Source organism: Sphingomonas sp. (assembly GCF_031380695.1).
Lineage (GTDB): Bacteria > Pseudomonadota > Alphaproteobacteria > Sphingomonadales > Sphingomonadaceae > Sphingomicrobium.
Map to the genome: position 1 here is coordinate 1 of NZ_JANMWY010000126.1, position 2,925 is coordinate 2,925.

Sequence of the window (2,925 nt, forward strand, 5' to 3'; positions counted from 1 at the left end):
TGGGTCCGGGCGGCGGCACGCGCAAGTTCGGCCTGCCCGAACCGCACACCGATTACATCTTCTCGGTCATCGGCGAGGAATTCGGGCTGATCGCCTGCCTCGCCATCGCCTTGCTCTACATGGCGATCGTGGCGCGGGTGCTGGTCAAGCTGCTCGACGAGGAGAATACCTTCTGTATCCTGGCGGGCGCGGGGCTGGTGATCGAATTCGGGCTGCAGGCGCTGATCAACATGGCGGTCAATGTGAAGATGGCCCCGTCCAAGGGCATGACCCTGCCGTTCATCAGCTATGGCGGGTCGTCGATGCTGGCGCTGTCGATCGGCATGGGATTGCTGCTCGCCTTCACCCGCCGCAACCCCTATCTGGCGCGCTCGTCCTATGTCGTGAAATGGAGCGGCGATTGCCTTCCGGACTAATGATCTTCCTCGCCGCCGGTGGGACCGGTGGACATATGGTCCCGGCCCATGCGCTGGCCGGTGAACTGCGCACGCGCGGCCATCATGTGAAGCTGATCACCGACGAGCGCGGGGCGAAGATCCCCGGGCTGTTCGACGGGGTCGAGACGCATGTCCTTCCGGCCGGTCGGCTCGGCGGCGGGGTGTTCGGCTATTTCAAGGCCGGGCGGGCGGTGCTGGCGGGGCGGCGGCAGGCCAAGGCGCTGATCCGCGAGGCCGGGGCCGACGCGATGATCGGCTTTGGTGGCTATCCGTCCTTCCCGGCGCTGCTGGCGGCAAGCGCCACTGGCGTGCCGACGATCATCCATGAGCAGAATGCGTTGCTCGGCCGCGTCAACCGCATGCTGGCGCGTGATGCCAAGGCGATCGCCACCGCCTATCCGCGCGTCGAGCGATTGAAGCCCGCGTTCGAGGACAAGGTCGTGCTGGTCGGCAACCCGGTGCGCGAGTCGGTTTCGCGGCTCGGCGAGATGCCCTATCCGCCCTATGACGACACCTCGCCGTTCAAGGTGCTGGTGACGGGCGGAAGCCAGGGGGCGTCGATCCTCAGTGATATCGTCCCGTCGGCGCTTGGCATCCTGCCGGGGTCGCTCCGCGCTCGGCTGCAGGTCGTGCAACAGTGCCGCCCCGACGAGATCGGACGCGTGCGCGGCATTTATATTTCGCTCAAGGTCCCGGCCGAACTGTCGACCTACATCGACGACATGCCGGCCAAACTGGCCGACGCGCACCTGATCATCGCCCGCGCGGGGGCGTCAACCATCGCCGAGCTGACCGCCGCCGGGCGCCCGGCGATCCTCGTCCCGCTGCCGAGCGCGGCTGACGATCACCAGACGGTCAATGCGCACGAAATGACGGCGGCAGGCGGCGCGCGGACGATTCCGCAGGCGCACTTCACGCACGAGACGCTGGCGCGGCAGATCGAGGCACTGGTCGACGATCCCAACGGTCTCGCCAACGCCGCCGCCCGCGCGCTGTCGGTCGGTCGGCCCCACGCCGCCCGCGACCTCGCCGACCTCGTCGAACGGGTGGCCGGCGGCGGATCGCCACTGCTGGTCGGCCCGGCACTCGAAGCGCGCGTCCATTCCGACGTGCCGGCGCAGGGCATGCCCGCATGAAGGCCCAAACCTCATGAAGGCCATGGGCACCGAGATCGGCACGATCCACTTCGTCGGCATCGGCGGCATCGGTATGTCGGGCATCGCCGAGGTGATGCACCAGCTCGGCTACCAGGTGCAGGGCTCGGACCAGGCCGAGGGCTATGCGGTCGAGGGTCTGCGCAAGGTCGGCATCCCGGTGACCATCGGCCATTCGCCCGACAATCTCGGCGATGCCAGCGTGGTGGTCTGCTCGACCGCGATTCACCGCGGCAATGTCGAGGTCGAGGCCGCGATCGAGCGCCGCCTGCCGCTGGTCCGCCGCGCCGAGATGCTGGCCGAACTGATGCGGATGCAGTCGACCATCGCGGTCGCCGGAACGCATGGCAAAACCACGACCACCAGCATGATCGCCGCCATGCTCGACGCCGGCGGGATCGACCCGACCGTCATTAATGGTGGCGTGATCAACGCCTATGGCTCCAACGCCCGGCTGGGCAAATCCGACTGGATGGTGGTCGAGGCCGACGAAAGCGACGGCAGTTTCCTGCGGCTGGACGGAACGATCGCGGTCGTCACCAACATCGATCCCGAACATCTTGACCATTATGGCAGCTTCGACGCGGTCAAGGACGCCTATGTCGAGTTCGTCGAGAATGTCCCCTTCTACGGGCTCGCCGTGCTGTGCGTCGATCACCCCGAGGTGCAGAATATTCTCAGCCGCATCCGCGACCGGCGGGTGGTGACCTACGGCTTCTCCGCATTGGCCGACCTCCGGGCCGACGGCATGAAGACCGGCCCCGACGGCACGCGCTTCGACGCAGTGGTGCTCCAGCGCGATGGCAAGCGGCGGACGATCGCCGGCATCCATGTGCCGATGCCCGGCCGCCACAATGTCCAGAATGCGCTGGCGGCGATCGCCGTCGCCATCGAGCTTGGCATCGACGACACAAACATCGTCAACGGCTTCGAGAAGTTCGAGGGCGTCAAGCGCCGCTTCACCAAGGTCGGCGAGGTCGGCGGCGCGGTGGTGATCGACGATTATGCCCACCATCCGGTCGAAATCCGCGCGGTGCTTTCGGCGGCCCGGGAAAGCGCGCAAGCCTCGGTGGGAGTTGACGATGCCTCCGGCCGTGTCATCGCCGTCGTCCAGCCGCATCGCTACACCCGGCTGCACAGCCTGATGGACGATTTCCAAAACGCTTTTAACGACGCCGACATCGTCATGGTCGCCCCGGTCTATGCCGCTGGCGAGGAGCCGATCGAGGGGGTGGATTCGGCGGCGCTCGCCGAAGGGCTGCGGGCCCACGGACACCGCATGGTGAAAGCCGTCGCCAACCCTAATGAGCTGGCTGAGTCGCTGCGCGACATTG

Annotated in this window: 3 protein-coding genes; all 3 read left to right on the forward strand. The window is 66.9% G+C overall.

Going from position 1 to position 2,925, the window contains the following annotated elements; translation table 11 throughout:
- The coding region (locus RMN84_RS04580) for an FtsW/RodA/SpoVE family cell cycle protein (RefSeq protein ID WP_309611020.1) at window positions 1-416 on the forward strand (416 nt) is incomplete at its 5' end.
- Entirely contained in the window at window positions 416-1,573 is a 1,158-nt protein-coding gene (gene murG / locus RMN84_RS04585; RefSeq protein WP_309611022.1) for an undecaprenyldiphospho-muramoylpentapeptide beta-N-acetylglucosaminyltransferase, read from the forward strand. The genes RMN84_RS04580 and murG, both read left to right, overlap by 1 nt.
- 13 nt (window positions 1,574-1,586) lie before the next feature.
- A partial coding sequence (murC, locus tag RMN84_RS04590; RefSeq protein WP_309611021.1) for a UDP-N-acetylmuramate--L-alanine ligase occupies window positions 1,587-2,925 on the forward strand: 1,339 nt, incomplete at its 3' end.